The 23,616-nt window shown below is 68.6% G+C and carries 26 protein-coding genes, 1 tRNA gene and 1 rRNA gene; 15 read left to right on the forward strand and 13 right to left on the reverse strand.

Annotation, left to right across the window (positions count from 1 at the left end):
• Positions 1 to 87 (forward strand): 16S ribosomal RNA (locus B043_RS0102245); the annotation flags it as partial.
• A gap of 68 nt (positions 88 to 155) precedes the next feature.
• On the opposite strand, the gene B043_RS0102250 is transcribed toward B043_RS0102245, so the two are convergent.
• From B043_RS0102250 to proB, 4 genes are read right to left on the reverse strand one after another with little or no spacing between them, the layout of a single operon-like run.
• Positions 156 to 959: a YhjD/YihY/BrkB family envelope integrity protein gene (locus B043_RS0102250; RefSeq protein WP_018460793.1), complete on the reverse strand. Its 804-nt coding sequence runs from the start codon at positions 957 to 959 to the stop codon at positions 156 to 158.
• Entirely contained in the window at positions 931 to 1,488 is a 558-nt protein-coding gene (locus B043_RS0102255) for a tetratricopeptide repeat protein (RefSeq protein ID WP_018460794.1), read from the reverse strand. Before B043_RS0102255 ends, B043_RS0102250 begins: the two co-directional genes overlap by 29 nt.
• Positions 1,489 to 1,492: 4 nt before the next feature.
• Positions 1,493 to 2,722 carry a glutamate-5-semialdehyde dehydrogenase gene (locus B043_RS0102260; RefSeq protein ID WP_018460795.1) on the reverse strand — a complete coding sequence of 410 codons (1,230 nt, stop codon included), beginning with the start codon at positions 2,720 to 2,722 and terminating at the stop codon, positions 1,493 to 1,495.
• Positions 2,719 to 3,828, reverse strand: a complete 1,110-nt coding sequence (proB, locus tag B043_RS0102265; RefSeq protein ID WP_018460796.1) for a glutamate 5-kinase — start codon at positions 3,826 to 3,828, stop codon at positions 2,719 to 2,721. Before proB ends, B043_RS0102260 begins: the two co-directional genes overlap by 4 nt.
• 61 nt (positions 3,829 to 3,889) lie before the next feature.
• Here proB and B043_RS13020 point away from each other — a divergent pair, with 61 nt between their 5' ends.
• Positions 3,890 to 4,981 carry a COG1470 family protein gene (locus B043_RS13020; protein WP_018460797.1) on the forward strand — a complete coding sequence of 364 codons (1,092 nt, stop codon included), beginning with the start codon at positions 3,890 to 3,892 and terminating at the stop codon, positions 4,979 to 4,981.
• Positions 4,890 to 6,338 carry a M66 family metalloprotease gene (locus tag B043_RS12185; RefSeq protein WP_245538872.1) on the forward strand — a complete coding sequence of 483 codons (1,449 nt, stop codon included), beginning with the start codon at positions 4,890 to 4,892 and terminating at the stop codon, positions 6,336 to 6,338. The genes B043_RS13020 and B043_RS12185 overlap by 92 nt, the downstream gene beginning before the upstream one ends.
• Here B043_RS12185 and B043_RS0102280 read toward each other — a convergent pair.
• Positions 6,309 to 6,515, reverse strand: coding sequence for a hypothetical protein (locus tag B043_RS0102280; RefSeq protein ID WP_144033129.1), 207 nt, complete (start codon positions 6,513 to 6,515; stop codon positions 6,309 to 6,311). The genes B043_RS12185 and B043_RS0102280 overlap by 30 nt on opposite strands.
• A 53-nt stretch (positions 6,516 to 6,568) precedes the next feature.
• On the opposite strand from B043_RS0102280, the gene B043_RS0102285 reads away from it, so the two are divergent.
• Both B043_RS0102285 and B043_RS0102290 read left to right on the forward strand, forming a co-directional pair.
• Positions 6,569 to 6,645: transfer RNA gene (locus B043_RS0102285), tRNA-Arg, on the forward strand.
• A 51-nt stretch (positions 6,646 to 6,696) separates the two neighbouring features.
• Positions 6,697 to 7,260 carry a cob(I)yrinic acid a,c-diamide adenosyltransferase gene (locus B043_RS0102290; protein ID WP_016330217.1) on the forward strand — a complete coding sequence of 188 codons (564 nt, stop codon included), beginning with the start codon at positions 6,697 to 6,699 and terminating at the stop codon, positions 7,258 to 7,260.
• Here B043_RS0102290 and B043_RS0102295 read toward each other — a convergent pair.
• Positions 7,257 to 7,541 carry a hypothetical protein gene (locus B043_RS0102295; RefSeq protein ID WP_016330218.1) on the reverse strand — a complete coding sequence of 95 codons (285 nt, stop codon included), beginning with the start codon at positions 7,539 to 7,541 and terminating at the stop codon, positions 7,257 to 7,259. The two genes, B043_RS0102290 and B043_RS0102295, sit on opposite strands and share 4 nt — an antisense overlap.
• Before the next feature lie 67 nt (positions 7,542 to 7,608).
• On the opposite strand from B043_RS0102295, the gene B043_RS0102300 reads away from it, so the two are divergent.
• From B043_RS0102300 to B043_RS0102345, 10 genes are all read left to right on the forward strand, one after another.
• Positions 7,609 to 8,334 (forward strand): ATP-binding cassette domain-containing protein, encoded by a 726-nt coding sequence (locus B043_RS0102300; protein ID WP_018460800.1) that lies wholly within the window; start codon positions 7,609 to 7,611, stop codon positions 8,332 to 8,334.
• On the forward strand, positions 8,322 to 9,476 hold the full coding sequence (locus B043_RS0102305) for an ABC transporter permease (protein ID WP_018460801.1): 1,155 nt from the start codon (positions 8,322 to 8,324) through the stop codon (positions 9,474 to 9,476). Before B043_RS0102300 ends, B043_RS0102305 begins: the two co-directional genes overlap by 13 nt.
• 10 nt (positions 9,477 to 9,486) lie before the next feature.
• Positions 9,487 to 10,347, forward strand: a complete 861-nt coding sequence (locus B043_RS0102310; RefSeq protein WP_018460802.1) for an SPFH domain-containing protein — start codon at positions 9,487 to 9,489, stop codon at positions 10,345 to 10,347.
• Positions 10,347 to 10,532, forward strand: coding sequence for a type II toxin-antitoxin system antitoxin (locus tag B043_RS0102315; protein ID WP_016330222.1), 186 nt, complete (start codon positions 10,347 to 10,349; stop codon positions 10,530 to 10,532). Before B043_RS0102310 ends, B043_RS0102315 begins: the two co-directional genes overlap by 1 nt.
• A 27-nt stretch (positions 10,533 to 10,559) precedes the next feature.
• Positions 10,560 to 11,375, forward strand: a complete 816-nt coding sequence (locus B043_RS0102320; protein WP_018460803.1) for a CPBP family intramembrane glutamic endopeptidase — start codon at positions 10,560 to 10,562, stop codon at positions 11,373 to 11,375.
• 99 nt (positions 11,376 to 11,474) lie between these two features.
• Positions 11,475 to 12,659 (forward strand): [LysW]-aminoadipate semialdehyde transaminase LysJ, encoded by a 1,185-nt coding sequence (lysJ, locus tag B043_RS0102325; RefSeq protein WP_018460804.1) that lies wholly within the window; start codon positions 11,475 to 11,477, stop codon positions 12,657 to 12,659.
• Positions 12,660 to 12,663: 4 nt separating this feature from the next.
• The gene (locus B043_RS0102330) at positions 12,664 to 12,867 is read left to right on the forward strand and encodes a type II toxin-antitoxin system HicB family antitoxin (RefSeq protein ID WP_018460805.1); all 204 of its coding nucleotides are present in this window, start codon (positions 12,664 to 12,666) and stop codon (positions 12,865 to 12,867) included.
• Positions 12,864 to 13,103: a type II toxin-antitoxin system HicA family toxin gene (locus tag B043_RS0102335; protein ID WP_018460806.1), complete on the forward strand. Its 240-nt coding sequence runs from the start codon at positions 12,864 to 12,866 to the stop codon at positions 13,101 to 13,103. The genes B043_RS0102330 and B043_RS0102335 overlap by 4 nt, the downstream gene beginning before the upstream one ends.
• Positions 13,075 to 14,139: a [LysW]-lysine hydrolase gene (locus B043_RS0102340; RefSeq protein WP_018460807.1), complete on the forward strand. Its 1,065-nt coding sequence runs from the start codon at positions 13,075 to 13,077 to the stop codon at positions 14,137 to 14,139. The genes B043_RS0102335 and B043_RS0102340 overlap by 29 nt, the downstream gene beginning before the upstream one ends.
• A 40-nt stretch (positions 14,140 to 14,179) precedes the next feature.
• The gene (locus B043_RS0102345; protein WP_018460808.1) at positions 14,180 to 15,772 is read left to right on the forward strand and encodes a GGDEF domain-containing protein; all 1,593 of its coding nucleotides are present in this window, start codon (positions 14,180 to 14,182) and stop codon (positions 15,770 to 15,772) included.
• A 32-nt stretch (positions 15,773 to 15,804) separates the two neighbouring features.
• On the opposite strand, the gene B043_RS12890 is transcribed toward B043_RS0102345, so the two are convergent.
• The 7 genes from B043_RS12890 to B043_RS0102380 form a co-directional block, all read right to left on the reverse strand.
• Complete coding sequence (locus B043_RS12890; protein WP_016330229.1) at positions 15,805 to 16,404, reverse strand: helical membrane plugin domain-containing protein; 600 nt, start codon at positions 16,402 to 16,404, stop codon at positions 15,805 to 15,807.
• A gap of 9 nt (positions 16,405 to 16,413) precedes the next feature.
• Positions 16,414 to 17,550 carry an NAD(P)/FAD-dependent oxidoreductase gene (locus tag B043_RS0102355; RefSeq protein ID WP_018460809.1) on the reverse strand — a complete coding sequence of 379 codons (1,137 nt, stop codon included), beginning with the start codon at positions 17,548 to 17,550 and terminating at the stop codon, positions 16,414 to 16,416.
• Positions 17,551 to 17,635: 85 nt separating this feature from the next.
• Entirely contained in the window at positions 17,636 to 18,628 is a 993-nt protein-coding gene (locus B043_RS0102360) for a hypothetical protein (protein ID WP_026234087.1), read from the reverse strand.
• Positions 18,612 to 19,124 (reverse strand): c-type cytochrome, encoded by a 513-nt coding sequence (locus B043_RS0102365; protein WP_018460811.1) that lies wholly within the window; start codon positions 19,122 to 19,124, stop codon positions 18,612 to 18,614. Before B043_RS0102365 ends, B043_RS0102360 begins: the two co-directional genes overlap by 17 nt.
• Positions 19,117 to 19,635, reverse strand: a complete 519-nt coding sequence (locus B043_RS0102370) for a DUF3341 domain-containing protein (RefSeq protein ID WP_018460812.1) — start codon at positions 19,633 to 19,635, stop codon at positions 19,117 to 19,119. The genes B043_RS0102365 and B043_RS0102370 overlap by 8 nt, the downstream gene beginning before the upstream one ends.
• A gap of 9 nt (positions 19,636 to 19,644) precedes the next feature.
• Positions 19,645 to 20,991: an NrfD/PsrC family molybdoenzyme membrane anchor subunit gene (gene nrfD / locus B043_RS0102375; RefSeq protein ID WP_018460813.1), complete on the reverse strand. Its 1,347-nt coding sequence runs from the start codon at positions 20,989 to 20,991 to the stop codon at positions 19,645 to 19,647.
• Positions 20,984 to 23,614 carry a 4Fe-4S dicluster domain-containing protein gene (locus B043_RS0102380; protein ID WP_018460814.1) on the reverse strand — a complete coding sequence of 877 codons (2,631 nt, stop codon included), beginning with the start codon at positions 23,612 to 23,614 and terminating at the stop codon, positions 20,984 to 20,986. Before B043_RS0102380 ends, nrfD begins: the two co-directional genes overlap by 8 nt.
• Positions 23,615 to 23,616: the final 2 nt, after the last annotated feature.

Genomic DNA, 23,616 nt, shown 5'->3' on the forward strand with positions numbered 1-23,616 from the left:
AGGGAGGCGCCCAGGGTAGGGCTCGTGACTGGGGCGAAGTCGTAACAAGGTAGCTGTACCGGAAGGTGCGGCTGGATCACCTCCTTTCTAAGGAGCATGAAGCCCGAATCCTGCGCTTTGGATCCCCACCCCCGGGACCCCCGGGGGTCTTTTTTTTACCCCTTTAGCGCCCGGGCCACCACCGCCCCCAGGAGGAAGACCCAAAGGACCAGGTAAAGCCCCAGAAGGGCCAGGACAAACCCCGCCAGGGGACCGTAGAGGAGCTCGTACTGGGAGCGGGGAAGGAGCCTGGGAAGCCCAAGCCGCACCGCCTCAAAGAGGGAGGCCCCCACCCCCGCGCCGCTGGCCAGGGGGAGGAGGTCTTTTAGCCTTCCCGGCCGGGCGAAGAGGCCGTAGACCAGGAGGAAGAGGAGAAAGGCCAGGAAAAGGGGGAGAAGGTCTTCCAAAGGCCCCAAAACCCCCCTCCACTCTGGGGGAAGGAAGCGCACCACAAAGCCCAGGGCCAGGCCCAAAAGGGCCAGGAGGATGAGGCCAAGCCCCAGGAGGAAGGGCATGGCCAGGGCCAGGAGGCGGTTTTTGACCCCGGCGGGCACGCCGAAGACCAGGCCCAGGGCGTAGCTCAAGGCGGCGAAGAAGTTGCTGGCGGACCAGAGGAGGAGGAGGCTCGAGGCCAGGGTGAGGGGAAACGCCCCCCGGGTGAGGAAGCGGAGGAGGTCGGCCCCCAGCTCGGGCCGGGTGGGGAAAAGGGCCAGGGTCACCCCCTCCAGGGCCTCCAGGACCCCTTCTTTCAAGGCCGGGTTCCCCTGGAGCAGGAGGCCGAAAACCCCAAGGAGGAGAAGGAGCAAAGGCGCTAGGGAAAGGAGGGCGTAGTAGGCCAGGGCGGCGGCGAAGAAGGGCACGTGGGCCTCCTGGTAGAGGCGGAAGGCCTCTTTAAGGGTTTCCCATCTCCTCGGCCCCACGGGGATCTCCGGCCTCTAGGAAAAGGCGCCGGGCGGCCTCCCAGTGCGCCTCGGCCGCTTCTGGGCTCCCAAAGCGCCGATGCCATTCCCATAGGCCCCGGTGGAGGGGGGCCATACAGGCCGGGTCCCCTGCCGCCTGGGCCAAGCGGAGCCCTTCCTCTAGAAGGCTTCGGGCTTCCCCTTTGCGACCCATGAGAAACGCGGCATACCCCTGTTCGTAGAGGTTGACCGCCCGCTCCAGTGGGCCCAAGGGCAGCCTTGCCTCCTCCTTGAAGACGGCCAGGGCCTCCTCCAAGCGGCCCAAGAGGCGCAAGACGAAGCCCGCCTGGTGGAGGGCCTTGTGGCTGCCCGTCTCCCGATAGAGCACCTGGTAGAGGGCTAGAGCCTCCTCGAGGCGGCCCCCAAAGGCCAGGGCGTAGCCCAGGACAAAACGGGCCTCCGGGGTGGGGTCTTGGCGCAAGCAGGCCTCCGCCTCCTCATAGCGGCCCGCCTCTATCAGCCCCCAGGCTTCCTGCAGATCCTCCCTCACGGGCCTACCCCCTCTCCTGCCCCTCCCCCAGGGCGATCCACTTGGTGGTGGTGAGCTCCAAAGGCCCCATGGGGCCGTAGGCGTGGAGCTTGGAGGTGCTGATGCCGATCTCCGCCCCCAGGCCCAGCTGGAAGCCGTCGTTGAAGCGGGTGGAGGCGTTCCAGAGCACCAGGCTGGCGTCCACCTCCTCCAGAAAGCGCCAGGCCGCCTTGGGGTCCTCCGTGCAGATGGCCTCGGTGTGGCGGGAGCCGTAGCGGGCGATGTGGGCCAGGGCCTCCTCCAGGCCCGCCACCACCTTGACCCGGAGGATGAGATCCAGGTACTCCTGGTCCCACTCCTCCGCGGAAGCGGGCACCGCCCGGGGGAGGAGGGAGAGAGCCCTGGGGCAGGCCCGGAGCTCCACCCCGTGGGCGGCCATGGCCTCCTCCAGGCGGGGCAGGAAAAGGGGGGCCACCCCCTCGTGGACCAGGACAGCCTCGAGGGCGTTGCAGACCGCGGGGCGCTGCACCTTGCCGTTTAGGGCCAGGCGCAGGGCCATGTCCAGGTCCGCCTTCTCGTCCACGTAGAGGTGGTTCACCCCCTTGGCGTGGGCCAGGACGGGGACCCGGGCCTCCTTTTGCACCAGCCGGATGAGCTCTTCCCCACCCCTGGGGATGAGGAGGTCCAGAAGCTCCAGCCGGCACATCTCCAAGATGGCCTCCCGGTCCGTGGTGGGCACCAGGGTCACCGCCTCTTCGGGAAGGCCCGCCTCTCCCAAGGCCTCCCGCCAGAGGGCCACCAGCGCCTGGTTGGAGCGGAAGGCCTCCTTCCCTCCCCTTAGGAGCATGGCGTTCCCCGCCTTCAGGGCCACGGCCACCGCCTCCACCGTGGCCCCGGGCCGGGCCTCGTAGATGAAGCCGATGAGGCCCAGGGGCACCCGCATCCGCCCCACCCGGAGGCCGTTGGGCCTCTTGGAGAGCCCTTCAATCCGGCCCAGGGGATCAGGGAGGGCAGCAATCTGGTGGAGGCCCTCCACCAGGGTCTTTAGGTCCTTATCCCGGAGGGCCAGCCGGTCCAGCTTGGCCCGGGAAAGGCCTGCCCTCTCCGCCTCCTCCAGGTCCTCCCGATTGGCCCTTAGGACCTCCTCCCACCTGGCCTCCAGAAGCTGGGCCATGGCGAGGAGGGCCCCGTCCCGGTTGCCCTTCGCGATCTCCGCAAGCCGCGCCCGCGCGCGCTCGGCCAGTTCCCGGATCATGCCTCCTCCTTCAAGACCAGGTGGTCCCGGTGGACCACCTCCTCCGTGTAGCGGTAGCCCAGAATGGCCTCAATCTCCCGGCTGTGGCGCCCCTTGATGCGGGCGATCTCCTCCGAGGCGTAGGCGGCAAGCCCCAGGCCCACCTCCTCTCCCCTCTCGGAAAGGAGGCGCACCACCTCCCCCCGCCCGAACCGCCCCTGCACCTCCTTGACCCCGGAGGGGAGGAGGCTCGCCCCCCGCTCCCTTAGGGCCCGCACCGCCCCCTCGTCCAGGACCAGCGCCCCCTTGGGGCTCAGGTTCTGGTAAAGCCAGGCCCGCGCCCCCCGGTAGCGGCGCTGGGCGTGGAAGTAGGTGCCCAAGGGCTCCCCCCTAAGGGCCGCCAGGAGGACCCCCGGGCGCCGGCCCGGGAGGAGGAGGGTGGGGATCCCCACCCGGGCGGCCATCCCCGCGGCCAGGAGCTTGGAGCGCATGCCCCCGCTCCCCAAGGGGTTCCCCTCCCCCGCCAAAGTCAGGACCTCCTTCACCGAGGCCACCTCGGGGATGGGCCTCGCCCCAGGGTTCTTCTTGGGGTCCGCCTCATAGAGGGCCTCCACGTCGGAAAGGAGGACGAGGAGCCCCGCTTCCACCAGGGGGGCCACCCGGGCGGAGAGCTGGTCGTTGTCCCCAAAGCGGATCTCGTGGAAGGCCACGGTGTCGTTCTCGTTCACGATGGGCACCACCCCAAGCCCAAGAAGGGCCAGAAGGGTGGCCTTGGCGTTCAGGTAGCGCTCCCGGTGGGCCAGGTCCTCGGCGGTGAGGAGGACCTGGGCCACCTCGAGGCCCTCCGCCCGGAAGGCCTCCCGCCAGGCCTGCATAAGGAGGGGCTGGCCGATGGCCGCCAGGGCCTGCTTCAGGGGCATGTCCTTGGGGCGGGGCAGGCCCATCGCCGCCCGGCCCGCGGCCACCGCCCCCGAGGAGACCAGGATCACCTCCCGCCCCCCCCGCCTGAGGAGGGCCACCTGGCGGGCCAGCTCGGCCATGACCGGCCTTTCCAAGCCCCCCTCCCCGGCCAGGACCGCGCTCCCCACCTTGACCACAAGTCGCTTGGCCTCGAGGCCCGCCCGCATTAAGGCCTAGGATAGCACCTCTCATCCATAGGCCCCTTCCCCCTGCTAGGGTTGTCGAGGCATGAGACCCTTGTGGGTAGCCCTCCTCCTTACGGCCTTGCTCCTTGGCGGGTGCTGGCAAGCCCCCGCACCGGACGTTGACCTCCGCCTAACGCCCTCGAGTCTGGAAGTCCAGCAGGGGGGCACCGGCACCCCCACCCTCACCCTCACCCCCCAAAACGGCTTCACCGGCACGGTAACCCTGTCCCTCCAAGGAGCCCCCAGCGGGGTAACCCTCTCCCCCACCAGCGTGAACGTGACAGGGCCTGGCCCCGTGACCAGAGTCCTGACCCTGAACGTGGCCTCCTCCGTGGCCCCGGGCCCCTACCCCCTCACCCTCCGGGCCACCTCAGGCAGCCTCACCAAAACGGTCAACCTCAGCCTGACGGTCACGGGAGCACCCAACTTCACCCTCAGCCTCAACCCCACCAGCCTCAGCGTGCCGCAAGGGGGTAGCGGCACCCCCACCCTCACCCTCACCCCCCAAAACGGCTTCACCGGCACGGTAACCTTATCCCTCCAAGGAGCCCCGGCGGGGGTGACCCTCAACCCCACTCAGGTGGCCGTGAACGGCCCCACCACCCAGACCCTCACCCTAAACGTGGGCACGGGGGTGAACCCAGGCACCTACCCCCTAAAGGTCCGGGGCACCGCAGGAAGCCTGGTGCGGGAGGCCGACCTCACCCTTACGGTTCAGAGCACCCCCTCTTCGGACTTTTCCATGGTCCTGGAGTCGGACACCCTTTCCCTAGCCCCCGGGGGGACGGCCTACGTGCGCCTCTCCGTCACCGGAAACGGGGGCACCCTCACCCTCCAGCTGGTGGACGGCCAGGGGAACCCCTTCACCCCTGTGGCCCTTTCCCCCACTTCCACACCCATCCCCTCCGCGCCCAACCTGGAGCTTCAGGCAAGCCCAAGCCTGGCCCCCGGCACCTACCCCTTAAAGGTCCACCCTGACCAAGGAAGTGGGCCTCACCCTGCAGGTCAACGGGCAGACGGGCCAAAACCTTTCCATCGGCAAGGTGGAGTGGGGCCAAGGCGTCTTAAAGGAACGCCTCCGCCTGGTTTCGGGGAAGGAAGCCCTCCTCCGGGTGCACCTAGTGGCAAGCCCTGACCCGATAAACCTCTCCACCCCCCTCTCGGGGGCGGTGTACGCGGGGGGCACCTTCCGGGGCAACCTCACCTTCACCTGCCCCAACCCCCTCCCCACCGCCACCCTCCAGGGGGACCTCACCACCACCTGCCGCGCCACCCTGCCCGCCTCCTGGATGGCCCCGGGCCTCCGGGTGGAGCTTTTGGCCGACCCAAACAACCAGGTGGCGGAAACGAACGAGGCCGACAACGCCCGCACCCTCACCCCGGAGGTGGGGGCGGGCACGGTCCTCCACCTCACCCTGGTCCCAGTGGTCCACCAGGGGGTTACGGCCACGGTGCCCAGCTTTTCCGAAACCCTTCTTGCGGTCTGGCCCCTAAAGGACGTGAACTACACCACCCGGGCCCCCTACACCTACGCCGGCACCCTAAGCGCCACAGACGGCTCCAGCTGGTCCGACCTCCTGGATGGACTAAGGCTCCTCCGCCAGGCGGACGGCAGCGGGCGCTACTACTACGGCTTCGTGCGGGTGGGCTACACCTCGGGGATCGCGGGGATCGGGTACCTCGGCTTCCCCGTGGCCGCGGGCTGGGACTACGCGAGTAGCGCCCCCGCGGTCATGGCCCACGAGCTCGGCCACAACTTCGGGCGGGAGCACGCCCCTTGCGGGGTTTCCGGGGATCCCAACTACCCCTACGCGAACGGGTCCATCGGCACCTGGGGCTACGACCGCAGGAACGGAAGCCTCAAAGACCCCAGCACCTACCGCGACCTCATGAGCTACTGCAGCCCCTTGTGGATCTCCGACTACACCTACGAGGGGGCCCAGGGCTTCCTCGAGGCCAACCCCCCAAGACCCCAAAGCCTAACGCCCTTGGGAAGCGAAGAAAACCTCCTCTTCACCGCCTTGGTGGCGGACGGGCAGGTGCGCCTCAGGCCCCCCCTCCTTGGCCCCTTCCGCCCCGAGGGCCGCCCCTCTTCCTACCGCCTGGAAGCGGATGGGGTCTCCTACCCCGTCTACGCCCTGGAGGACAGCGAAGGCCACCTCCACCTGGAGGCCCTCATCCCCGTGGGGACCTACCGCCGGCTGGCCCTCTACGAGGGAAGCCGCCTCCTCCTGGAACGGACCGCCCCCCTCACCCCCCAGGCCGCGCCCCAGGTGGACCTCCGGGAGGAGGGGGAGGAGGTGGCGGTCCGGGTCCAGGGGGGGACCCACTTCCACCTGGCCCACCTGGCCCCCGACGGGACCCGGACCACCCTGGCCCTCTTCCACCCCACCGGGGAGGCCCGGTTTTCCATCCGGGGCCTTCCCCCGGGAGGGCGGTACGAGGTCCAGGTGACGGAAGGCCTACGGGTGGTGCGCTTCCTCCGCCCGTAGAAAACGCCCTTCCCGGTAGACCACAAGCCCCCGGCGGCGCATCCGCACCAAAAGGCCAAAGAGCCGGGCGCGGCTTAGGCGGGGAAAGCGGGGCTTGAGGGCCAGGAGGAGGGCCTCGAGGTCCTTCCCCTCCCCAAGAAGGGCAAGAATCGCCGCCTCCAACGAGGATTCCCGCATGGCCCCCATTATTGACAGTAGAGGCCTTCCCGTGGTAGGGTGATGCTTGGCTTGGGCCCGTAGCTCAGTTGGATAGAGCGGCTGACTACGGATCAGCAGGTCAGGGGTTCGAATCCTCTCGGGCCCGCCAAGGTGACCCCGGAGGTCCACACTCCGGGGGCTTTCCCTTTACAATGGCCCCATGAAGATCTACACCAAGACCGGGGACGCGGGGGAAACCGGCCTCTATGGGGCCGAGCGGGTGGTGAAGGCCCACCCCCGGGTGGAGGCTTACGGCACCGTGGACGAGGCCAACTCCGCCATCGGCCTGGCCCGAAGCCTCCTCCCCCCCGAACAGCTGGACCTCCAGGACCTCCTGGAACGCATCCAAAACGCCCTCTTTGACCTGGGGGCGGACCTGGCCACGCGCATGGGCAGCCCCTACGAGAAGAACATCGCCCGCATGGACGCGGAGGACGTGGAGGGGCTGGAAAAGGCCATAGACCGCTACCAGGAGGAAAGCCCCCCCTTCCAGGGCTTCATCCTCCCCGGGGGGCACCCCGCGGCCGCCGCGCTCCACCTGGCCCGCACGGTGGTGCGCCGGGCCGAGCGCAAGGTGGTGGCCCTAAGCCGGGAGGAGCCCGTAAACCCCGAGGTCATCCGCTACCTGAACCGGCTTTCCGACCTCCTCTTCGTCCTGGCCCGGGTGGTGAACGCCAGGCTCGGGGTGCGGGAAGAGGGGTGGCTGGTCAAAAAGCGGCGCTAGGCCCAAGGCTTCCCGTACACCCGCACCTCCGCCTGGGGGAAGGCGGTCTCCAAAAGCTCCTTGAGAAAGGCGGCCGCGCTGGGGAGGAGGCCCCCACAGGGGCCTTCCATGTAGAGGAAGAGGTAGCGGGGCCTTCTCGGGGACTGGGAGAAGCCCAGACAGCCCTCGTACTCGGGAAAGTACTCCAGAAAGATCCCGAGGAGGTCCTCTACCAGGTCCCTGGCCTCGGGTAGGGCCTCCACGGAGCTTTTGGGCTTCACCCAGAAGGTCATGGCCTTCATGCCTACCCCCATTATGGGGCGCCGTCTACCCTCTTGCAAAATGATATCACCATGTTAACATGCAGGCATGGTGGAGGCCAAAGGCTTGGAGAAGCGCTACCCCAAAGCCCTAGCCGTAGAGGGGCTGAGCTTTAGGGTGCAGCCGGGGGAGGTCTACGCCCTCCTGGGCCCCAACGGGGCGGGCAAGACCACCACCTTGCGCATGCTGGCCACCCTGGTGCGGCCCAGCGGGGGGGAGGCCTGGGTGGCGGGGTTCCACATCCTCAAAGAGCCCCTCGAGGTCCGCCGGAGGCTGGGGCTGGTGAACGGGGGCATGCGGGTCTACGAAAGGCTTACGGGCCGGGAAGTGCTGGAGTTTTTCGCCGGCTTCTACGGGCTTAAGGGCCGGGCCTTCCGGGAGGCCCTGGACTGGGCGGTGGAGCTTCTTGGCCTGGAGGAAACCCTGGACAAAAAGGTGCTGGAGATGTCCACGGGGATGCGGCAGAAGGTGGTCATCGCCCGGGCCATCCTCCACCGCCCACCGGTCCTCATCCTGGACGAGGCCACCGCAGGGCTGGACATCTTCGCCCGCCGGGCCCTTCTGGACTTCGTGAAGGCCTACCGGGACCTGGGGCACACGGTGGTTTACTCCACCCACGTGATGGCGGAGGCCGAGGAGGTGGCGGATCGGGTGGGGTTCCTCCACCAAGGGCGCCTCCTTTGGGAAGGGGAGAAGGCCGAGGCCCTGGCCCTGGGCGAAGGAAACCTAGAACGGGCTTTTGTAAAGGTGGTGAGGGAAGGATGGAAACGGTAACCCGCATCTTCCGCAAAGAGCTTTTGCAGGTGTTCCGGGACCGGAAGCTCGTCTTCTCCACCCTGGTGCTTCCCGTGCTCCTGATGCCGGTCTTTGCCTTTGGCCCCACCCTCTTCTTCTCCCGCATCCTGGAGCGAAGCGCAAAGGAGGTGCAGGAGGTGGCGGCGCGGGGGCTTCCCCAAGAGGCCCTCCAGGCCCTTGAGGCCCAGGGGCTCAAGCCCGTGCCCGTGGAGGACCCAAGGGGGGCGGTGGAGAAGGGGGCCTACCCCGCGGGGGTGGAGTACGGAGGGGGGGCCTACCGGGTCTACGGCCGCCTGGCCGGGGGGCCCGGGGAGGGCCAGGTGGCGGTGGGGAAGGTGGAAAAGGCCCTGGCCCTTTTGAAGGAGGAGGCGGTGGCCGAAGCCCTAAAGGCCAAGGGGGTGCCCCTGGAGGTCCTCACCCCCTTCCGGGTGGAGGTGGTGGACGCTTCCCCGGAGAGGGAGCGGGCCGCGGGGCTTCTCGGCTTCCTCCTCCCCTTCTTCCTGGTGATCTTCATCCTCTCGGGGGGGCAGGTGGTGGCGGTGGACGCCACCGCCGGGGAGAAGGAGAAGGGCACCCTCGAGGCCCTCCTCTCTGCCCCCGTGCCCCTCCCCCACCTGGCCCTAGGCAAGGCCCTGGCCACGGTGGCCATGGCCCTCCTCTCGGGCTCCGCCGGGCTTTTGGGCCTGGCCTTGGGGGGGCTCTTAAGCGGAAGGCTGGAAGGGGCGATGGAGCTAGGGGGGCGGGTGGCCCTGACGGGCGGGGAGTTTCTGGCCCTCTTCGTCACCGGCTTCCTCCTGGCCCTCTTCATGGGGGCGGTGATGGTGGCCCTGGGGCTTTACGCCCGGAGCTTCAAGGAGGCCCAAAGCTACATGGCCCCCCTGCAGCTCCTCGTCCTCTTCCCCCTGCTCTTCCTCCAGTTCAGGGGCTTTTTCACCCTCGAGGCCTGGCACCACCTCGTCCCCGTGCTCAACGTGGCCCTCCTCATGGACGGGCTCTTCCGGGGGCAGGCGGAGCCCTTGAGCCTGGCCCTCACCTGGGGCTCCACCCTGGTGTACGCGGCCCTGGCCTTCCTCCTGGCGGTGGGGGTCTTCCGCCGGGAGGAGGTGGTGTTCCGAAACTGAAGGAGGCGGTATGGAGATCAAAGAGGTTCGGGCGTGGCGGACCAGCGGCTTTTTGGGGTTAGGGGCTCTCCTCCTCGGGCTTTTCTGGGCGGGGTGGGCCCTGAAGGAGGGGTCGGCGGAGCGCGAGGCGCTTTATCTTTTTCACCTCATCGGGGGCCTCCTCCTCGCGGGCCTCGCCGGGGCGGGGCTCATCACCGTCCAGCCCAACGAGGCCCGGGTCCTGACCTTCCTGGGGCGGTACGTGGGGAGCGTGCGGGAGGCGGGGTTCCACTACGTGAACCCCTTCACGGTGAAAAAGCGGGTCTCCTTGAGGGTGCACAACTTCAACTCCGACCGGCTCAAGGTGAACGACGCCCACGGCAACCCCATTGAGATCGCCGCGGTGGTGGCCTGGCGGGTGGTGGACTCGGCCAAGGCCCTCTTCCAGGTGGAGGACTACGCCAGCTTCGTGGCCATCCAGTCCGAAACCGCCCTAAGGGCCCTGGCGAGCCGTTACCCCTACGACGGGGAGGAGAAGTCCTTAAGGGGCAACCCCGAGGAGCTGGCGGAGGAGCTAAAGGGAGAGGTGGAAGCGCGGCTCAAGGTGGCGGGGGTGGAGGTCTTGGAGGCCCGGCTCACCCACCTGGCCTACGCCCCCGAGGTGGCCCAGGCCATGCTCCGCCGCCAGCAGGCCCAGGCGGTGGTGGCCGCCCGGAAGCTCATCGTGGAGGCCGCGGTGGGGATGGTGAAGGAGGCCCTTATGGGCCTCGAGGCCGAGGGCATCGCCCTGGACGAGGAACGAAAAGCGGCCATGGTGAACAACCTCATGGTGGCCCTGGTCTCCGAGGCCCAGGCCCAGCCGGTGATCAACGCCGGCACCCTTTACACCTGATGGGCGAAAGGGGGCGGGAAAAGAAAGCCTTCTTGCTCCGGCTGGACCCCAGGCTCTACCGGGTTCTGGAGAAGTGGGCCCAGGACGAGCTGAGGAGCGTGAACGCCCAGATCGAATACCTCCTGAAGGAGGCCGCGAAGCGGGCGGGGCGTTGGAAGGATGCGGATGAACCCCAGGAACCCTAGGCCCCTCCTCGCCTGGAAGGAGACACGATGAAAGCGCTCTACTGGACCTTCGGCCTCTCCTGGTCTTTGGCCCTTCTCTTCTGGCTTTGGGGTGGGGGGGTGGGCACCCCCGCCTACATCGCCTTCAGCGCAGCCTACATGTGGGTTCCGGGCCTGGTGGCCCTCTACTTCAGCAGGAAGGAGGGGCTCCGCCTGCCCCTCGCCCTCAAGCCCAACCGCCACTGGCTCTTCGCCTGGCTCTTCCCCGTGGGGCTCACCCTCTTTTCCATCCCCTTAACCCTTCCCCTCGCCCCCTGGCGGGGGGCAGAGGCCCTGAAGGCCACCCTCCCCAAAGAAGCCCTGGCCATCCCCGAAGGCGCCCTCCTCTGGATGGCGTTCTTGGGGGGCATCCTGGGGGGGCTCCTGGCAGGGGCCACGGTGAACCTCCTCTTCGCCCTGGGGGAGGAGCTCATGTGGCGGGGGTACCTGTGGGCGCGTTTAAAGCCCAAAGGGTTCTGGCCCGCCTCTTTGGAAATCGGCCTCGTCTGGGGGCTCTGGCACGCCCCCCTCGTTCTCATGGGGCACAACTACCCGAACACCCCCATCCTGGGCGTGGGGGCCATGACCCTCTTCACCCTCCTCCTCACCCCCGCCCTCCTCTACGTCCGGGAAAAGGGGGGAAGCCTTCTCGCCCCGGCCCTCCTCCACGGAACCTTAAACGGGGTGGCGGGGCTTTCCCTCCTCCCCTTTGAAAGGACCCACGACCTCCTGGTGGGGGTCCTGGGCCTGCCCGGGTTCTTCCTCCTGGCCCTTTTCAACCTTTGGTTGAGGCGGAGCGTTGACAGGGAGGGCGCAGGCCCCTAGGCTTAGAGGAGATGAGCGCCCGGGGCAAAACCTAGAGCCCGCCTGGGAAGCCGAAGCTTCCCGGGCAGGCCCCGGGGCTTTTCTTTATAGGGAGGGGCCATGAACGTCACCCTGGAGAACTGGCGGGCGCTTCTTGAGGCGGAAAAGGAGCTGGACACCGGGGTCTACACCAAGCACGACCTTCTCCTGGTGCGGGGGGAAGGGGCTAAGGTGTGGGATGCGGAGGGGAACGAGTACATAGACTGCGTGGGGGGGTACGGGGTGGCCAACCTGGGCCACAGCAACCCCGAGGTGGTGGAGGCGGTGAAGCGCCAGGCCGAGCTCCTCCTCTCCATGCCCCAAACCCTGCCCACCCCCACCCGGGGGGAGTTCTACCGCACCCTGGTCTCCATCCTGCCCCCCGAGCTCAACCGGGTCTTCCCGGTGAACTCGGGCACGGAGGCCAACGAGGCCGCCCTCAAGTTCGCCCGGGCCTACACGGGAAGGAAGAAGTTCGTGGCCGCCATGCGGGGCTTCTCGGGCAGGACCATGGGGAGCCTCTCCGTCACCTGGGAGCCCAAGTACCGGGAGCCTTTTATGCCCCTGGTGGAGCCCGTGGAGTTCATCCCCTACAACGATGTGGAGGCCCTGGAAAGGGCGGTGGACGGGGAGACGGCCGCGGTGATCCTGGAGCCCGTCCAGGGGGAAGGGGGGGTGCGCCCCGCCACCTTGGAGTTCCTAAAGGCGGCCCGGGAGATCACCCAAGAGCGGGGGGCCCTCCTCATCCTGGACGAGATCCAGACCGGCATGGGGCGCACCGGGCGGCGCTTCGCCTTTGAGCACTACGGCATCGTGCCCGACATCCTCACCCTGGCCAAGGCCCTAGGGGGCGGGGTGCCCCTGGGGGCTGCGGTGATGCGGGCGGAGGTGGCCCAGGCCATGCCCAAGGGCGGGCACGGCACCACCTTCGGGGGGAACCCCCTGGCCATGGCCGCGGGGGTGGCCGCCATTCGCTACCTGGAGCGCACCCGGCTTTGGGAACGGGCGGCGGAGCTTGGGCCCTGGTTTATGGACGAGCTCCGCAAGATCCCCTCCCCCAAGATCCGGGAGGTGCGGGGCCTGGGGCTCATGGTGGGCCTCGAGCTCAAGGAGAAGGCCGCCCCCTACATTGAGCGCCTGGAGAAGGAGCACCGGGTCCTCACCCTGCAGGCGGGGCCCACGGTCATCCGCTTCCTCCCCCCGCTGGTGATAGAGAGGGAAGACCTGGCGCGGGTGGTGGAGGCGGTGCGGGCGGTGCTAAGCTAAGAAGATGAGGCGCCGCTACCGGGTCCTTTTGGAAAGGGACGAAGAAGGCTATCTGGTGGCCCACGTGCCCGAACTCCAGGCCCACACCCAGGCAAAGAGCTGGGAAGAGCTCCTAAAGCGGTTGGAGGAGGCGGTGGCCGTCTCCTTGGACGAGGAAAACATTCAGCTTTTGGGCCTGGAAGGGGAGCTGGTGATCGAAGCGGCGTGAGCCCCCGCCTGACCCTCGTCACCGGGGAGGAGCTGGTTCGGCTTTTGGAAAAGGAAGGGTTCCAGGTGGTGCGCGTCCGGGGAAGCCATGTCCGGCTCAAGCACCCGGACGGCCGGGCCACCACGGTGCCGGTGCACCCAGGGGAGCTCCTGCGCCCGGGGACCCTGCTCGGCATCCTCAAGGACGTGGGGTGGAGCAAGGAAGCGTATGAGCGCAAGCGCCTTGGATCCCGTTGAGTTCCTGAAAGGGGCCCTGGAGATCCCCTCCCCTTCCGGGGAAGAGCGCCTGGTGGCGGAATACCTGGTGGAGGGGATGCAGCGGCTCGGCCTCGAGGCCTTCGTGGACGAGGCGGACAACGCCCGGGGCCGGGTGGGGGAAGGGCCCATCCAGGTGGTCCTCCTGGGGCACATCGACACCGTGCCCGGGGCGGTGCCGGTCCGGCTTGTGGACGGCAAGCTCTTCGGGCGGGGGGCGGTGGACGCCAAGGGCCCCTTCGTGGCCATGGTCTTCGCCGCGGCGGGGCTTTCGGAGGCCGCCAGGAAGCGCCTTACCGTCCACCTGGTGGGGGCCACGGAGGAGGAGGCCCCAAGCTCCAAGGGGGCGCGGTTCGTGGCCCCCAGGCTCACGCCGGACTACGTGGTCATCGGGGAGCCCTCGGGTTGGGAGGGGATCACCCTGGGGTACAAGGGGAGGCTCCTCGTCCGGGTCCGGCGGGAGAAGGACCACTTCCACTCCGCCCACCACGAGCCCAACGCCGCGGAGGAGCTCATCAGCTACTTCGTGGCCATCAAGGCCTGGGCCGAGGCCATGAACGTGGGGCAAAGGCCCTTTGACCAGGTGCAGTACACCCTCCGGGACTTCCGGGTGTATCCGGCGGAGCTCAAGCAAAAGGCGGAGATGTTCTTTGACCTTAGGCTTCCCCCCAGGCTCCCCCCGGAGGAGGCCATCCGCCACCTCACGGCCTACGCCCCCCCCACCCTGGAGCTGGAGTTCTTCGGGCGGGAGGTGCCCTACGTGGGCCCCAAGGACACCCCCCTGACCCGCGCCTTAAGGCAGGGGATCCGCCGGGCGGGGGGCAGGCCCGTCTTCAAGTACAAGACGGGCACCAGCGACATGAACGTCCTGGCCCCCCACTGGAAGGTGCCCATGGTGGCCTACGGGCCCGGGGATTCCACCCTGGACCACACCCCCCACGAGCACGTGGAGGTGGAGGAATTCCTAAAGGGGATTGAGGCCCTGAGGGGGGCCCTCGAGGCCCTGGCCCAGGGGTAAATGCCCCTCCTTCCGCCCCGACCTCGGCTAAACTGAGGCCGTGGGGTTTATTTTGGCTTTCTTGGTTGTTCTGGGATTCCTGGGCTTATTCCCGCCCACCGCCCCCTTCAGCGAGCTCTGGGTGGAGCCCCTGGTGGCCCTCCTGGCGGGGGGGTACCTCCTGCGCCACAGGGCTCCGGTCTGGGGCGGGGCCGTGCTCGGGTTCGGCCTGGGGGACCTCCTATGGAGCCTGGAAGAACTCCGAGGAGAGGAGGGGAACCCCCTCTTGGAGCTCCCCTACTTTCTGGGGTACGCCCTCCTCACCCTGGCCCTTTTAAGCCTGCCGGGAAAGCCTGTCCGGTGCACCCGGGCCCTCCTGCCCCTGGCCTTGGGGGGCCTTTACGGGGCCATGGTCCCTGGGGGGGTGGACCGGGTGTACGCCCTCTGGGACGCCCTCCTCCTCCTCCTCTTCCTGCCCCGGGCGGAACGGCTCCTCCAGGAGATGAACCTCAAGGAGGCCCTGGTCCTGGTGGGGCTCCTCCTCTTCCTGGTGGCCGATCTGGCCTACGTGGTCCTGGAGGCCCAAGGGGGGTACCCCACGGGCCACCCCGTGCACCTCCTATGGGGTCTGGCCTACCTCTTCTTCGCCCTGGGGCTTGGGCCTGTGGCCCTCCCGTCCTTCCTGGGACCGGGGCTGGCCTTCTTCGGGGTTTGGGCCATGCCGGCCACCCTCCTGGGAGACCCTAGCCCCTTAGGCCTCCGCCTCCTGGCCCTGTACGGGGCCTTGGTGGGGGGGCTTGGCCTCCTCTACGCGGGCTACCTAGAGAGGAAGCGGATTACCGCGCGGCAGGCGCGCTGGGGGCATTTCCTGGAACGCCTGAACCGCCTAAGCCCCCGGGTCACCCAGACCCTGAGCCCGGAGGCCCTCCTCCTGGAGGCCCTGGAGGCGGCCCGGGAGCTCTGGCCGGAGGCGGTGGGCCTCGAGGTGCGGGCCCGCCGGGGGCTGGTGGGGGAAAGGACCCCCCACGCGGTGCCCATCCCCATGAACGGGGACGCGGCCTTCCTCTACTTCCAAACCCCCTCCGCCGAGGACTTCCCCGGGGCCTTGGCCCTTCTCGGGGAACGGATCCGCCAGGTGCTCCGGCAGATGGAATGGGGGGCCATGGCCCTCCAAGACCCCCTCACCGGCCTCTGGAACCGGCGGGGCCTGGAGCTGGAGCTCCCCAAGCTTCTGGCCCTGGCCTCGCGCTACGCCGCCCCGGTGAGCGTGGCCTTTTTGGACATCGACCGCTTCAAAAGCGTGAACGACGCCTACGGCCACCCCGTGGGGGACGAGGTCCTGAGGCGGCTTGGAGCCATCGTCCAGGCCAGCGTCCGCCGGGAGGACCTGGCCGTGCGCTATGGGGGGGAGGAGTTCCTCCTGGTCCTCTACGGGGCAGACCTGGAGGCCGCCCGGGAGGTGGTGGAGCGGATCCGCGCCCGCTTTAGGGGGGAGGCCATCCCCCCCATCCCCCACCCCCTCACCCTCTCCGCGGGGGTGGCCGGGGGAAAGGTGCCGAAGAGCCTGGAGGAGCTGGAGGACTGGATCCTGAAGGCCGACTTCGCCCTTCTCAGGGCCAAGGAAGCGGGGCGGAACCGGGTGACCTTCGCCTAAACCCCATCCCGGCGCGCGCCGGGATGGGGGCTTTAGCGCTTGGGCATCATCTTGGCCATGAGGGCCTCGAGGGCCTTCATCTCCTCGTTCATGTGCCCGAAGGCCCGGCCCAGGGCCTTGAGGAGGAGGAAGAGGACCCCCAAGGCCTTCTGCACCTCGGGGTCGGAAAGCTGGCGCAAAAGCCCCGCCAGGCCCACCTTGGGTGGGTCCCGCAGGACCTCGGGGGTGAAGGTCTCGGAAAGCCCCTTCTGCAAAGCCCCCGCCATCATCCCCACCGCCGCGGGCTCAATGCGGGAGAGGATGTCCAAGACGTTGGCCCCGTGGGAGAGGAGGCGAAGGACCTGGGGCTCCATGAGCATCCCCAGGCCCTCCCCAAAGTTCTCCGAAAGGTGCCCGAGGAAAGCCAAAGCCCCCGAGCGCTCCAGCTTCTCCAGGGTCTCCGCCAGCTTCTCCAAGGCCTCCGCCTGGTCCAGGAAGCGGGCCAAGAGGGAAACCAGCTGGAGGTTCTTGGGGTCCAAGAGGAGGCCCAGGTTCTCCGAAAGGGTCTCCCCCACCCCCACCTGGGCCATCAGCCCCAGGCCGCTTTTCTCCAGGACCTCTTCAATCCGGCTCAGCCGTTCCTCTACCGTCATGGCCGCCTCCTACTCGATGAGGGTGGAGAACCAGAAGCCCTCAAAGAGCATCTTGGTCACCCGCACCCACTTGCCCACGGCCATCACGCCGCAGGAGGGCATGCCCGTGCCCGAAAGCACCCGGTCAAAGGAGCACTGGGGCAGGAGGGCGTTGTCGCCGAAGTCCATGATGCACATGGCCACGGGGTTGAAAGGCTCCCCGATGTAGGCCCCCTTGAGGTCCGAGGCGATGACCCCCGCCACGTACTCCCCCTGGAAGTGGGCCACCACTCCCGCCGGGGGCAGCATGAGGGCCGGGTTCACCGTGTCCCCGATGACGAAAACGTTGGGGTACTTGGCCGAGCGGAAGGTGGCCCGGTCCACCTCGGGGAACCCGTTCGGGCCCGCCAGGGGGCTTTCCCGCACCACCCGGTTGGGGGCGAAGGGCGGGGTGAGGATGAGGAGGTCGTAGGCAAGCTCCCGGCCGTCCTTGGCCCGCACCTTCCCGCCCTCAAAGGCCACGGGCTCAAACTCCCCGTGGAAGACGATCCCCTTGGAGCGGAGGATCTCCATCACCTTGCCGGAGATCACCGGCCCCATCCCCGCAAGGGGCATGGGGTTCAGGTGGAAGACCTCCACCGTGCTCCTGTCCCGGACCCCCTTGACCTTCAGGGCGAACTCCACCTGGCCCGCCACCTCGTAGGGCGCGGGCGGGCAGGGGTAGTAGGGGGAGGAAACCCCCACCACCACCTTCCCTCCCTTAAAGCCCTTCAGGACCTCCCGCAGGCGAAGAGCCCCCCCCAGGCTCCAGGGGGCATGGCCGTCGGGGGCGGGGGAAGGGAGGGGCTCCGCCCCCAGGGAAACCACCAGGTAATCGTAGGAAAGCTCCCCGGCGCTGGTCTTCACCCGGTTTTGGGCCGGGTCCAGGGCCTCCACCGTGGCCTGGAGGTAGCGGATCCCCCGCTTTTCCAGGTTGGCCAGGGGGCGGCGGACCTGCTCCGGCTCCCGCATGCCGAAGGCCACCCAGGGGTAGGCGGGCATGAACTCGTGGTGGGTGTTCCGGTCCACCAGGGTGACCTCCACCGCCTCACCCAGGAGCTTCTTCACCTTGTTGGCCGCCACCAGGCCACCCGAGCCGCCGCCTAGGACCAAAACCTTGGTCGCCATCTTCCACCTCCCGGGTACACCTACCGTGTACCCCTATCCCCAGGCTAGGAGGGCAGCGCTTGTGACGGTAGGTGCAAATGACCCGCTAGGCGCGCAAGCGCTCCCGGAAGAGGAGGAAAAGGCCCAAGGCGGGCGGGAGGAGCCAAGCCCCTACCCCGCCCAGGGGGGGAAGCACGTACCAGGCCAGGTGGGGCAGGCGGAAAAGGGCCATCCAAAGGGCCACGGGGAAGAGGTAGCGGGCCCTTCGCTTCGGGAGGTTGGTGAGGAGGTAGAGGAAGGGGAGGAAGAACCCCCCCACCGCCCAGACGGCGGCCACCTCGTCCCAGGGGCCCTGGAGGCGTTTCAGGTAGAACTCCACCTCGTGGGGCAGGTCCCCGCCCCAGACGATGATGAGGGTGGTGGCCTCCACGTAGATCCAGATGATGGAGAGGGCCAGGAGGAGGTTGGTGTGGTTCTGGGCCTGGCCCATGAGGGCGGCATCCCCCCGCCTTGCGGCCAGGGCCACGGCCACCGCCAGGGCAAAGAGGGCCGCGGAAAGGAGGAGGATGGCCCCGAAGGAGGCGGAGTAGAAGTGGGCCTCGAGGGCCATGAAGAGGTCGTAGGAGAGGAAAGTCCCCGCGGCGAAGACCAGAGGGAGCCCCCAGGCCCCCACCTCCGCCCGGTGCTCCCCCGGCCTAAGGCGGCTTAGGACGAAGGCGAAGAGGAGGAGGAAGGCCAGGTAGCGGAGGAGCATGAAGGGGGCGTTGAGGTAGGGCGCCCGGTGGGCCAGGATGGGGTCCAGCCCTGCCCCTGGCCGCGCCCAGGGGAAAAGCTCCGGGAGGAAAAGGAAAAAGGGGAGCCCCAAAACCCCCATGAAGGGAAGGAGCCGGGCCAGGGGGTAAAGGTGGGGCTCCAGGGGCACCCCCCAGCGGCTTCTTAGGGCGTTATGGAGGAGGAGGACCAAGAGGGCCCCCAGGGAGAGGAGGAGGAAGACCGCGAAGGGAAAGTAGGCCGCCTTGGGGGCAAAAAAGCCCAGGGTGTACAGGCCGAGGCCCAAAAGCCCCGTAAGGCCCAGCCGCGCCTCAATAGACCTCTGCATTGGTCACCTCCAAAGGACAGGCCTCCTCCACGAGGCACCGCTTGATGTAGCGGGCGATGAGCCAGCGCTCCCGTTCGGGGATCCGGCCCTTATAGGAGAGCATCCGGCCAAAGCCGTTGGTGGCGGCGAAGTAGAAGTAGCCCTCGGGCTGGGCCCGCACCGCCGGGTCCAGGAAGGAGCGGGGCCTGGGCATCCCCAAGGGGATCACCCGCCCGTCCCCCTCCCCGGTAAGCCCGTGGCAGATGGCGCAGAAGCTCCGGTAGAGGGTCTTGCCCCGCAGGAGCTCCCCTTCCGCGAAGAGGTAGGGGCTTTCCGCAAACCCCCCCTCGGGCTTGAGCCCGGTGCGGGCGGTGAGGTCCAGGTTGTCGCCGAAGCGGATGCGCTCCTCGGGGAGGGCCACCTCCACCGGCGCTTCCCGGAAGGCCTTCACCTTGGGCTGGTCCCACATCCAGCCGCAGGCGGAAAGGAGGAAGAGCAAAGGGAGGAACCTAATCACGCCGCACCTCCTCCACCTCCGCCCCCAGGGCCAAAAGCTCCGCCCGGGTGCGCTCGGGGTCAAACCGGGGGTCGGAGGCGAAGACGAAGACCCCATACTCGTCCAAAAGGACCCGCACGTATTCCTTAGCCCGCACCGCGGGGTGGTCGGCCAGGGGGAGGCCGTTGAGGTAGAGGAGGACCAGGAAGATCCCCACGGTGATGGTGAGGATGGTGAGCTCAAAGGTCACGGGGATGAAGGCGGGCCAGCCCAGAAGGGGCTTACCCCCGGCGTTGTGGGGGTAGTCCAGGGTGGTGTAGACCTGGAGGAAAAGCCCCAGCCCCGCCCCCAAGACCCCCAGGAGGAAGGCGATCCAGGGGATGCGCCCGTCCCCCCCCAGGACCTCCTCTATCCCGTCCACGGGGTTCGGGGTGAGAGCCTCGAGGCGCCGGTACCCCGCCCCCTTGAGGGCCCTTAGGGCCTTTAGGAGCTTCTCCGGCGAGTCAAAGTAGGCCATGAGTCCGTAGAGCATACGCCCCTCCTAGTGCCTGAGCTTGTGGAAGAGGTGCACCATCTCCGCCACGGCGATGGGGGGGAAGATGCGGATGAAGAGGGCCAGGCCAAAGAGGAAGAACCCAAGGGTGCCCAGGAAAAGGGTCCAGTCCACCCAGGTGGGGAAGTAGAGCTGGGCGTTTCCGGGAAGGAAATCCCGGGAGAGGCTGATGACCACGATGACGAAGCGCTCCAGCCACATGCCCACGTTGGCCAGGATGGAGAAGACGAAAAGCCAGGTAAGGTTGTGGCGGAAGCGGGGGAACCACAGGGTCTGGAGCAGGACCACGTTGATGAGCATCATGGCCCAGTAGTAGGGGGCGTAGGGCCCGGTCATGCGCCAAAGCTGCTGGGCCCACTCCGCAGGCTCCGCGGAGTACCAGGCGATGAAGATCTCCAAGAGGTAGATGTAGGCCACCCCCAGCCCCGAGGCCAGGGTCACCTTGGCCATCCAGTCCAGGTGGCGCTCGGTGATCACCCCCTCCAGCCGGTACCACCTCCTTAAGGGGATGATGAGGGTGAGGGCCATGGCGAAACCCGAGTAGATGGCCCCCGCGGCGAAGAAGGGGGGGAAGACCGTGAGGTGCCAGCCGGGGACGATGCCGTAGGCGAAGTCCATGCTCACCACGGAGTGCACGCTGATGACCACCGGGGTGGCGAGGCCCGCCAGGAGGACGTAGACCGCCCGGTAGCGCTGCCAGTGCACCGCGTTCCCCGTCCAGCCCAAGGAGAGCCAGCCGTAGAGCTTCCGGCGCCAGCCCTGGCTCCTCTCCCTTAGGAGGGCCAGGTCGGGGATGAGGCCCAGGTAGAGGAAGAGGGTGGAGATGGTGAGGTAGGTCATGATGGCCAGCACGTCCCAGGAGAGGGGGCTCTTGTACTGGGGCCAGAGGGCCATGTGGGTGGGGTAGGGCATGACCCAGTAGAAGAGCTGCGGGCGCCCCATGTGGATGAGGGGGTAGGTGGCCGCGGCGAGAACGGCGAAGAGGGTCATGGCCTCCGTGACCCGGTTTAGGGAGTCCCGCCAGTTCTGGCGCATGAGGACCAGGATGGCGCTGATGAGGGTGCCCGCGTGGCCGATGCCGATCCACCAGACGAAGTGGACGATGTCAAACCCCCAGGCCACGGGCTGGTTGATGCCCCAGGTGCCGAGGCCCCGGGTTAGGGTGACGAAGAGGGCGTAGAGCCAGGCCAGGGTGAGGGCCGCCCCCACCGCCAGGACCACCCTCCAGGGCCTGGGGGTGGGCTTCTCCACCGGCTCCAGGAGCTTTTCCACCAAGCTCTTTTCCGTCCACTCCCCTTGGATGAGGTCCCGGTCGGGGTGGGGTTCCTTAGCCATGGTTCGCCTCCAGCTTGGGGTTCTTGTTCTTCAGGTGGGCCAGGTAGCCGGTGCGGGGCCAGGTGTTGGCCTCCTCCAGCAGGAAGTAGTGGCGGCCCTCCTTGCGGTGGGCCTGGATGGGGTCTTCCGGGTCCTTGAGGTCGCCGAAGTGGATGGCCTTCCCCGGGCAGACCTCCTGGCAGGCGGTGCGGATCTCCCCGGTGCGCAGGGCCCGGCCCTCCACCGCCGCCTGGGCCCGGGCCTGCTCAATGCGCTGGACGCAGTAGGTGCACTTCTCCATAACCCCGCGGCTCCGCACCGTGACCTCGGGGTTCATGAGGAGGGCTAAGGGGCTTTCCTTGGCCTTGCGGGGGTCCCCCTTCCCCACGAAGGCCTCCCCGTAGGAGAAGAAGTTAAAGCGCCGGGCCTTGTAGGGGCAGTTGGCGGAGCAGTACTTGGTGCCCACGCAGCGGTTGTAGACCATGAGGTTCAGGCCCTCGGGGGAGTGCTCCGTGGCCGCCACGGGGCAGACCGCCTCGCAGGGGGCCTTCTCGCAGTGCTGGCACATCACGGGCTGGTGGAGGACCCCCTCTTCCGAGTAGTAGCGGTCTATGCGGATCCAGTGCATCTCCCGCCCCTTGGCCACCTCCTCCTTGCCCACCACGGGGATGTTGTTCTCCACCTGGCAGGCCAGGGTGCAAAGCCCACACCCCAGGCAGCGGCTTAAGTCCACGCTCATGGCCCAGGCGTGCTCCCCCTCCGGCCAGGGGGGGTAGAAGGAGATGTGCTTTTCCCCGTGGGCCTCGGCCTTAAGGGCCTCCTCCTCCCCCATGACCCGGACCGCCTCCACCTCCCCCAGGTGCCCGTGGTACTGGGTGGAGACCAGGGGGTAGTCCCGGCCGGTGGCCTCCAGCTCCACCCCGTAAGGCCCCGCGCCCGGAAGGAAGAGGTGGGCCAACGAGGCCACCGCGCTCCCCGCAGGGAGGGCGGGCTCCACCCAAAGGGGGAGAAGCCCCTCCTTGCCCTCCGCCTTCACCCTAAGGAGGGGGCGGCGCCCATCCCCCTTGCGCTCCCGGGCCCGCACCCCTTCCAGGAGGCCCAGGCCCTCCGCGTCCTTTTCCGAAAGGAGCAGGGCCCCGTCCCAGACCAGGCGGGTGAGGGGACGGGGGAGCTCCTGCAGGTAGGGGTTTTCCCGGTAGCGGCCGTCGTAGAGGCCCGCGTCCGGGCGGAGGGTGAGCTCCAGGGGGGCCTCCTCCGGGGGCGGGGGTAGGCGGCCCTCCAGGCCCGGCCTTGGGGTTAGGGCCAAGGGCCGGGCCTCCTCCAGGGGCCTTCCCTCCGCCAGGGCCCGCTTCTCCTCCGGGGTGTAGGCGGGAAGCTCCTCCCCAAGAAGCCCGGCCAGGACCTCCTCCAGGCCCTTCCCTCCCCAAAGGGGCAGGAGGAGGCCCTGGGAAAGCCAAAGCCGCCCAAAGGCGTCCCGGGCCTGCTGGGTGGTCTCCAGGGGGTGGGCCAGGGGGAGGCTGTAGGGGGCCGAGCGGGGGTAGAGGCTGAGGCGGGCGGCGAAGGCCTTGCCCTTTAGGTCCGGCTCCGGCCCCTCCGCGGCCCAGACCACCCGGGGGGCCTCCTGGGCCTCCGCCCAGGCCCGGGGGGTGGCGGCCACCCGCTCCGGGGGCTCCACGTAGGCCACGGGGGCCTGGAGCCGGGCGTTCACCGCCATGGCCAGGGCCTGGGCCCCGGGGGAGAGGTGGACCCCAGGGAGGAGGAGCCCTCCCCGCTCCAGGTCCTCCGCCAGGGCGGGGAGGAAGCCCCCGTAGTCCGAAGGGGGCGAGCCGGGGAGGATCCCCAGGGCCTGGGCCAGGGCCCGGAGGAAGGCCTCCACCCCGGAGGGCTTCAGGGCCAGGCGGTGGTCGGCCATGGTTCCAAGGAGGCTTGCCCCGCTTTCCACCGCGTAGATGCGGTTCATGGGGGGGACGCGCCGCTTGGCCAGGGCCCCCCAGAGGGCGTAGCCCGCGGGGTGCTCGTGGAGGTCCAGGTCCAGGAGGAGCACGGTCTCCGCCGCCTCGGGGCGGTAGACCGGCCAGGCCCGCCGCCCAAAGAGGAGCTCCGCCCCCAGGTAGACGTTCTCCAGGCTCCAGGCCTCAAAGTAGAGGGGCCTAAGGTTGGGAAAGCGCCTTTGAGCCCGCTCCAGGAGGGCCTCGAGGCGGGGGGAGGTCACCCGGGGGAGGACGAGGAGGGTCTCCCCCTCGGCCAAAGCCCTCCGCCAGGCGGCGAAAAACCCCTCCCAGTCCGGGGCCTTCCCCTTGCGGGCGGGGTCGTACAGGGCGTAGAGCCCGGCCAGGGGGTAGGGGCTCATGGCCTCGGCAAGGGGAGCCATGAAGAGGGGCCTTTCCTGGTAGGTGCGCACCAGCACGGGTTCGGCAAAGCCCGCGTGGGGCGGGGCGGCCACGTACTCCGCCCGCCCGCCCTCCACCACCCACTCCGGCTGCCGCACGAAGGGCACCCCCTTGCGCCGTACGTTGGGGGTGCAGGCCGCCAAGGAGGCGAGGCCCAGGGCCAAGAAGCCCCGCCGGGTCACGGCCCCAAAGGGAAACTCCTCGCGAAAAAGGGTGTTTTCCAGCGCCTCTTCAAACCCGCGTCGTGCCTTCATGC

The organism is Thermus oshimai DSM 12092 (assembly GCF_000373145.1).
Lineage (GTDB): Bacteria > Deinococcota > Deinococci > Deinococcales > Thermaceae > Thermus > Thermus oshimai.

Bases quoted from the DNA above. Each gene is read 5' to 3' on its own strand.
- B043_RS0102260 (WP_018460795.1), bottom strand. From the start codon at position 2,722: ATGATCCGGGAACTGGCCGAGCGCGCGCGGGCGCGGCTTGCGGAGATC.
- proB (WP_018460796.1), bottom strand. From the start codon at position 3,828: ATGCGGGCGGGCCTCGAGGCCAAGCGACTTGTGGTCAAGGTGGGGAGC.
- B043_RS13020 (WP_018460797.1), top strand. From the start codon at position 3,890: ATGAGACCCTTGTGGGTAGCCCTCCTCCTTACGGCCTTGCTCCTTGGC.
- B043_RS0102280 (WP_144033129.1), bottom strand. From the start codon at position 6,515: ATGCGGGAATCCTCGTTGGAGGCGGCGATTCTTGCCCTTCTTGGGGAG.
- B043_RS0102290 (WP_016330217.1), top strand. From the start codon at position 6,697: ATGAAGATCTACACCAAGACCGGGGACGCGGGGGAAACCGGCCTCTAT.
- B043_RS0102295 (WP_016330218.1), bottom strand. From the start codon at position 7,541: ATGAAGGCCATGACCTTCTGGGTGAAGCCCAAAAGCTCCGTGGAGGCC.
- B043_RS0102300 (WP_018460800.1), top strand. From the start codon at position 7,609: ATGGTGGAGGCCAAAGGCTTGGAGAAGCGCTACCCCAAAGCCCTAGCC.
- B043_RS0102305 (WP_018460801.1), top strand. From the start codon at position 8,322: ATGGAAACGGTAACCCGCATCTTCCGCAAAGAGCTTTTGCAGGTGTTC.
- B043_RS0102310 (WP_018460802.1), top strand. From the start codon at position 9,487: ATGGAGATCAAAGAGGTTCGGGCGTGGCGGACCAGCGGCTTTTTGGGG.
- B043_RS0102315 (WP_016330222.1), top strand. From the start codon at position 10,347: ATGGGCGAAAGGGGGCGGGAAAAGAAAGCCTTCTTGCTCCGGCTGGAC.
- B043_RS0102320 (WP_018460803.1), top strand. From the start codon at position 10,560: ATGAAAGCGCTCTACTGGACCTTCGGCCTCTCCTGGTCTTTGGCCCTT.
- lysJ (WP_018460804.1), top strand. From the start codon at position 11,475: ATGAACGTCACCCTGGAGAACTGGCGGGCGCTTCTTGAGGCGGAAAAG.
- B043_RS0102330 (WP_018460805.1), top strand. From the start codon at position 12,664: ATGAGGCGCCGCTACCGGGTCCTTTTGGAAAGGGACGAAGAAGGCTAT.
- B043_RS0102340 (WP_018460807.1), top strand. From the start codon at position 13,075: ATGAGCGCAAGCGCCTTGGATCCCGTTGAGTTCCTGAAAGGGGCCCTG.
- B043_RS12890 (WP_016330229.1), bottom strand. From the start codon at position 16,404: ATGACGGTAGAGGAACGGCTGAGCCGGATTGAAGAGGTCCTGGAGAAA.
- B043_RS0102355 (WP_018460809.1), bottom strand. From the start codon at position 17,550: ATGGCGACCAAGGTTTTGGTCCTAGGCGGCGGCTCGGGTGGCCTGGTG.
- B043_RS0102360 (WP_026234087.1), bottom strand. From the start codon at position 18,628: ATGCAGAGGTCTATTGAGGCGCGGCTGGGCCTTACGGGGCTTTTGGGC.
- B043_RS0102370 (WP_018460812.1), bottom strand. From the start codon at position 19,635: ATGCTCTACGGACTCATGGCCTACTTTGACTCGCCGGAGAAGCTCCTA.
- nrfD (WP_018460813.1), bottom strand. From the start codon at position 20,991: ATGGCTAAGGAACCCCACCCCGACCGGGACCTCATCCAAGGGGAGTGG.
- B043_RS0102380 (WP_018460814.1), bottom strand. From the start codon at position 23,614: ATGAAGGCACGACGCGGGTTTGAAGAGGCGCTGGAAAACACCCTTTTT.